This is a genomic window from Cupriavidus sp. SIMBA_020 (genome assembly GCF_046535395.1).
Lineage (GTDB): Bacteria > Pseudomonadota > Gammaproteobacteria > Burkholderiales > Burkholderiaceae > Cupriavidus > Cupriavidus campinensis.
Genome location: NZ_JAWRWU010000964.1, coordinates 1 through 259 on the forward strand (window position 1 = coordinate 1; position 259 = coordinate 259).

1 protein-coding gene is annotated in these 259 nt (G+C 64.5%); it reads left to right on the forward strand.

The window, feature by feature from the left end; all coding sequences use genetic code 11:
* The coding region (locus SB751_RS32320; protein ID WP_410749300.1) for a LysR substrate-binding domain-containing protein at nucleotides 1–259 on the forward strand (259 nt) is incomplete at both ends.

The window sequence follows — 259 nt, forward strand, 5'->3', positions numbered from 1 at the left end:
GCGAAGCCGAACTGCTGTTCGCCGAAACCCAGAAGCTGCAAACGAGCCTCGACAGCATCCGCGACCTCGCGCGCAATCTCGCGCTGCAACCGCAGGGGCTGCTGCGCATCGGCTGTCTGCCGAGTCTGGGTTTGAGCCTGATTCCGCAGGCCGTGCAGGCGTTTCGCGCCAGCTATCCGGAAGTCTCGCTGCAGATCCAGACGCGCCACACCAATGAGCTGTTCAACGCGCTGCTCACGCGCGAACTCGACGTGGGCGT